5 protein-coding genes and 1 pseudogene are annotated in these 5,892 nt (G+C 71.1%); 2 read left to right on the top strand and 4 right to left on the bottom strand.

What is annotated here, in order from left to right; translation table 11 throughout:
- Positions 1 to 336 (bottom strand): annotated as a pseudogene (locus ACHFFZ_RS12755) (hypothetical protein); the annotation flags it as partial.
- The gene (locus ACHFFZ_RS12750; protein WP_394276982.1) at positions 333 to 1,013 is read right to left on the bottom strand and encodes a hypothetical protein; all 681 of its coding nucleotides are present in this window, start codon (positions 1,011 to 1,013) and stop codon (positions 333 to 335) included. The pseudogene ACHFFZ_RS12755 and the gene ACHFFZ_RS12750, both read right to left, overlap by 4 nt.
- 59 nt (positions 1,014 to 1,072) lie before the next feature.
- Between ACHFFZ_RS12750 and tpx the strand changes: the two genes are divergently transcribed.
- A complete protein-coding gene (gene tpx, locus ACHFFZ_RS12745) occupies positions 1,073 to 1,570 on the top strand; it encodes a thiol peroxidase (protein WP_394276981.1) in 498 nt (165 codons plus the stop codon).
- A gap of 73 nt (positions 1,571 to 1,643) precedes the next feature.
- Here tpx and ACHFFZ_RS12740 read toward each other — a convergent pair whose 3' ends face one another.
- Positions 1,644 to 3,140 (bottom strand): Hsp70 family protein, encoded by a 1,497-nt coding sequence (locus ACHFFZ_RS12740; RefSeq protein WP_394276980.1) that lies wholly within the window; start codon positions 3,138 to 3,140, stop codon positions 1,644 to 1,646.
- 76 nt (positions 3,141 to 3,216) lie between these two features.
- On the opposite strand from ACHFFZ_RS12740, the gene ACHFFZ_RS12735 reads away from it, so the two are divergent.
- Complete coding sequence (locus ACHFFZ_RS12735; protein ID WP_394276979.1) at positions 3,217 to 5,433, top strand: hypothetical protein; 2,217 nt, start codon at positions 3,217 to 3,219, stop codon at positions 5,431 to 5,433.
- Between the two features lie 27 nt (positions 5,434 to 5,460).
- Here the strand turns inward: ACHFFZ_RS12735 and ACHFFZ_RS12730 are convergent.
- Positions 5,461 to 5,892, bottom strand: a 432-nt coding sequence (locus ACHFFZ_RS12730; protein ID WP_394276978.1) for a Sir2 family NAD-dependent protein deacetylase, incomplete at its 5' end; no start/stop codon positions are given.

Below are 5,892 nucleotides of genomic sequence, written 5' to 3'. Positions count from 1 at the left end.
CAATCCCTTGAGCGCCAGACAGATCGCGATCGCCTCCGGATAGCGCGCCACAAGACCAGAGAAGATCGCCAGCCGCTCAAGACGCCCGATCCACGCCCCGCCCGGCAACTGCTGCGCAGCAGCCACCACCCCATCGGCGGCTGGGTCTTGGGCCGAACGACCCTCGATCCCAGAGCCCTCAACCGCAGGACGCCGGCCCGTGCCGATGGCCCGATGCGCAGAACGATCCACCCGGCGGAAGACGGCCTGCACCACCGGCCCACCCAGCAGCACCGCCAGTGCACCGGGAACCACCACCGCGACCACCTGCAGCAGTGCAGCCTCCCACCCGCTCATCGCGCGCACCCGGTGTCGTCTGCGCGCAGGGCAGCGGAGGCTTCCTGCTGGGCCTGCAGCAGCAGGGCGGCGCACAGCTCACGGCCCCGCACCGACTGCTCCCACGCAGCCCGACGATGGCGCTGGCTCACCGCCGAAGGGCTGATCCCCAGTCGCCGCGCCGCCTCGCCCACGCCCAGTCCCTCCTCGAGCAGGTCCACGATCTGCCACCCCTCACTGCTTCGTCGAGACAGCACCTCCTGCCACAACCACAGAGCCGCCTCCGCATTCCTGATGCAGTCACCATAGGCATCGCCACTGACAACCTCGTCGCCGACCAGCCGCAACCCGGTGGGGGAGCGGTGTGCGAGCTCGACCGCCTGCCGGGCCGCCAGGTAGGCACCACCTCGTGCCTCCCGGGTCGACTCGGGCAGGGGGCGCTCCACCTGCCCCAGCCCCAGCCCGATCCACCAACGGCCATCACGTACCAGCACCTCCACGACGCGCACCAGCTGGGCGGAGGAGTCCACCAGCAGCTGCACCTCGTCACCCGCAGTTCGCTCCGCAGGAAGTACCCACGGGGTGGGTGAGAGGGCCCGCAACTGTGCCAACACCGGGTCGACGGCGTCACTGTGGTGACGCGAATCCCGCTGGTCAGCCGTCACCACGAACCATGCCGTGAAGTCACGATCCTTCATGTGCTACATCGTAGGCCAAAGCCTTCATCTCTCGGACCAGCCTGTGCTAGACAGGAGCCATGGCTACCACTGCATTCAAGGGCACCCCCGTCCAGACCTCCGGCGAGCTGCCGGCCCAGGGCAGCACCGCCCCCAGCTTCGAGCTGGTCGGCGCCGACCTGTCCGCCGTCACTTCCCAGGACCTCGCAGGACGCCGCGTCGTCCTCAACATCTTCCCCAGCGTCGACACCGGCGTCTGCGCCACCAGCGTGCGCAAGTTCAACGAACTGGCCGGCGGCCTCGACAACACCACCGTCGTGAACGTCAGCAAGGACCTCCCCTTCGCCCAGGCCCGCTTCTGCGGCGCCGAGGGCATCGAGAACGTCACGGTCGGCTCCGACTTCCGCGGCAGCTTCGGCACCGACTACGGCGTCCTGCAGACCGAGGGCCCCCTCCAGGGCCTGCTCGCCCGCGCCGTCGTCGTCCTCGACGAGCAGGGCAAGGTCCTGCACAGCCAGCTCGTCGACGAGATCACCACCGAGCCCGACTACGACGCCGCCGTCGCCGCCCTCAACTGACCGACCCCCCACGGCACACGCGTGGCCCGCACCCCCACTGGGGTGCGGGCCACGCATCATGTCCGGCCGGTCATCAGCCCCACTGGGCCTCCAGGGTAAAACCCGTCCCCAGGTCGGTGACGGTCACCGAGACCGCGCCACTACCGTCGACGCGGTAGACCTCCTCCACCCACACGTCCTCCCCGTCCGGCAGCGGCCCCACCCGATGCCCCGACAGGTCACGCCCGTCCTGCAGCCGACGATCGAAGGGGAAACGCAGCTCACCCACGGGCGCCAGCGCGCCCGCGGGCGAACCGTCCTGCGCCACGTCCGCACACTCCACGAAACGCAGCACGCCCAGGTCGTGCACCGCCCGGTAACGTCGCGTCACCGCCGCCCCATCGGACTTCACCTCCTGCTGCGGCGACAGCACCTGGTCCAGCACCACCCGCGCTCCCGACTCCTGCTCACGGAAGACGCCGAAGCTGCGCGACAGTCGCTCGGTCAGGCTGTAGCCCGACTCCGGATCGGCGGCGATCGCCAGGCCGATCGCAGTCGAGGCACCCGGCTGCTGGGCGCGGTGCACGCGGCGGCCGAAGCGTTCCCGCAGGCGACGAGGGACACTCGGCAGTGACGAACCGCCTCCCACCAGATGGATGCCCGCGACCTGCTCCTCTGTCTCGGGGCCGAGCGAATCGACCAGCGAGCTCATCGTCTCCAGGCTCTGCTCCACCAGCGGATCACACGCCCGATAGAAGTCCTCCGCCGGCACAACCACGAGCTCCCCGTCCAGCTCGACCGGGATGCGTCGCGTCTGGGCGGTCAGCGACTCCTTGGCCTGCTGGCACTGCTCCACCAGCGCATCCAGGGCCGTCACCGGCAGCGAGGCCTCGTCCACCCCTGCCTTGGCCAGGACCAGATCGGCCAGCACCAGGTCGAAGTCGTCGCCACCGAGCCGGTTCACCCCGGCCGAACCCAACACCTCGTGACGGGTCCCGTCGGCCTGCACCAGCGAGGCGTCGAAGGTGCCGCCACCCAGGTCGTAGACGAGCACCCGGTTGCGGCGCGAGGTCACGGTGCGTGCGTGACGGTGGGTGTACTCGAAACCGGCCGCGGACGGCTCGTTGAGCATGGAGGAAACCGCGAAACCTGCCCTCTCGAAGGCCTCCAGGGTGAACAGTCGCTGCGCGGTGAAGGCATGGGCAGGCACCGCGACCGCCACGCGCCCCAAGGCCTCGCCACGGGCACAGGTGGAGCCCGTCACCAGCGCCTCGCTCAGGGCCGCCAGATAGCCACTGACCAGGTCGAGCAGCACCAGCTCCCGACCGGCCACGCTCATGGTGCTGTCGAGGGTGAGGTCGGCAGAGGCAAGGTGACGCTTGACCGAGCGCACCAGCGTGGCGCCCTCCTCGGCAGCCCGGCGCGCCTCGAAGCCGAAGCTCGTCCGACCCTCGGGGTCCACGGCCACCAGGCTGGGGAAGTAGTCGTGCAGGTCGCCGTCGAGGTCCTCGAAGCCGACGACCGGGTAGTTGCCCCGATCGGACTGGGCGACAACGGTGCGGGTGGTCCCGAAATCAATGCCAAGGTGCATGGCACCAGCCAACCACGGACGGCACCCACGCGCCTGCGCGGTTCAGCCATCGCCCAGTCCTGCCACAATGGACCCCATGGCAGACAACCAACCCCGCGATGACCATGCCAAGCAGCTCAAGAAGACGGTCTCCAGCGTCAAGCAGCTGCGTGGCTGGATGGCGAGCGACCCCACCCGCACCGAGGAGTTCGTCGACGCCCTGAATGCCGCGACCGGGCTGCGCCTGCTCTCCCGGGCGTGGGCGGAGGCCGCACCCGAGGCGACCGAGGCCGTGACGGCCGCCGACCGCCTGGTCTCCTCGCGAGGACCGGTCGGTCCCTACACACCAATGGTCGATGCGGCCCGCTACGTGACCGCACTCACCCACGTCGCCACCATCCAGCGGGGCATGCACCTGGACGAGGCCTCCGGCCGCACCATGCAGGCCGCCCTGTCCTGGAAGGACCAGCTGACGCGCCCCGGACTCGCCGAACAGCTCGATGCGCGCACCACCACCTGGGTGCTGCTGGCCATGGCCCAGCACGCCCTCGCCACCGGAGACCTGGCTGCAGCCAATGCCTGGGCCGACGCCGCGCTGCGCACCGCCCGCGAGGGCCAGCTGGGCGATGACCAGCTGGTGGTCCTGCTGGACGCCCTGCGCACCAGCGCCGACGCCCGATGGGCCGTCAACCTGCCGGAGCAGTCCCTGGCCCTGCTCGACGAGGCCCTCGACCGCTGGCGCGCCTGGACACGCGACGACCTGGCCCAGCTTCCCCGCATGGCCAGGCCCCACCTCGAGCGGCTGGTGGCACCCGCCTTCGCCCTGATGCGTGACCGCGCGGACCGCCTCGAGGAGATGGGCCGCATCGACGAGTCACTGGAGGCCCGCGAGGAGCTGTCGACCCTGCTGCACCGCAGCGCCGCCCGCCGCGGCGAGAATGGCCGTATCGACCTGGCCCTGGCCCGCAGCGACCAGGCCTGGTCGCTCGCCGACACGGAGCAGGAGGGCGAGGCCCTGCGCGCTGCCGAGGACGCCCAGCAGGCGCTCAATGCCCTGCTCAAGGCGGAGAAGCCCGTCGGCCAGCACTTGCCGACCCAGCTCTTCGTCGCCCCGTCCAAGGCCCATGCCGAGCTCGCTGCTGGACGTTCGGCCGCGGCGCGCAAGACCATCGACGGTGTCTTCTCCCGCCTGCAGGCCCACCCGTCGATCGCCGTGAACGCGGCCGCGCGGGCGGTCGCCCTGATGGTGCGAGCCGAGGTCTCCCAGGCCGAGGGGGCGGACGCCAGCGCCGACCTGCATGCCGCCAGGGCCGTCCTGTCCGAACTGCGCAGCTCCGAACGCGACCAGCAGCTCTACGGTCACCATGACCCCATGACGGCACTGCGTGCCCTGGCCCGTGGGGCGCAGCTGGAGGGAGGGGAGGGCACACCGCACTGGGAGGTCCCCGATCCGGTCCAGACGCTCACCCCCCGCACAGCCCCCGGCGAGCACGTCGAGGACGATGCCGAGGCGATGCGACGTATCGACCAGGTGCGAGAGCAGGCCGCCCGCGAGCGCGCCGCCGAGGAGGAGCGCCAGGCAGCAGAACGTGCCGAGCAGGAGCGCCTGCAGCAGGAGGCCCGTCACCGCTTCGAGCAGGAGCAGGCCGAGCGCGACCGTCTCGCCCGCGAGCGCGCCGAGGCAGAGGCCGAGCGGGAGCGCCAGGCACAGGAGGAGGCCCGGGCCCTGGCGGAGCAGCGCGCCGCAGAGCAGGAACGCGCCGAGCAGGAACAGGCGCTGGCCGAGGCCACAACCCCGGAGCAGGCGACAGCGCCTGCAGTGGAGGTCTCCGGCCAGGCAGAGCAGGCCGCGGCAGAGCGCGCCCGACTCGAAGCAGAACACGCCCAGGCCCGAGCGGCCCAGGAGACGGCAGCTCGCGCCGAGCAGGAGCGACTGTCAGCCGAGCAGGAGCGAGCCGCCCGCGAAGAGGCCCGGCGACGTGCCGAGGAGCAGGAACGAGAGGCCCAGGAACGAGCTGAGGCCGCACGCCTGGAGGAGCTGCGGCGCGCCGAGGCCGAGGCAGCCCGTATCGACCCGCTGGACCCGCTGCGCGAACAGGTGCAGGCAGCCGAGCACTCCACCGACAAGAAGTCGCTGGAGGTGGCACTCGAGGCCCTCGTCGCAGCCCTGGAGCCGGCGGCGGAGCAGAACCCCGGCGCGCATGGGGCAGAACTGGTCCAGAGCCTGGAGCGGTTGTCCAGCGTGCAGGGCTGGTGGGGTGGCCGCGCCGCCGGCAAACGCGCCAAGCAGCTCGCCAAGCAGTGGGGACTCTGAGCCGCTGAAGAGGCGGTGACGGGCCGCTCAGTCCAGCAGCTCGTCCACCGCCTGCCCCAGGACCTCCCCCAGGGAGTCGTGCACCACCAGATCTGCGCGGTGGTCCCAGCCTGTGGCCTCCCGGTTCACCAGCACCAGGTGGGAACCCTGGAAGAGGTCCACCAGGCCCGCTGCCGGGTAGACGTTCAACGACGTCCCTCCCACCACCAGCACGTCACAGCTCGAAACCGCCTCGACGGCCCCCTGCACCACCTCGGGGTCCAGTGCCTCGCCGTACAGCACGACATCGGGGCGCACCATCGCCCCGCAATCCAGGCAGGCCGGCACCCCGATGGTGGCCAGCATGAAGTCCATGCCATGCCCACGACCGCACCCGACGCAGACATTGCGGTGGGCGCTGCCATGCAGCTCCAGAACCGCGCGGCTCCCGGCGGCCTGGTGCAGCCCGTCGATGTTCTG

This window comes from Luteococcus sp. (genome assembly GCF_043424415.1).
In the GTDB taxonomy this organism is placed as follows: Bacteria; Actinomycetota; Actinomycetes; order Propionibacteriales; family Propionibacteriaceae; genus Luteococcus.
The sequence above is the reverse complement of the archived record's forward strand: the minus strand, read 5'-3'. Positions and strand labels throughout refer to the sequence as shown.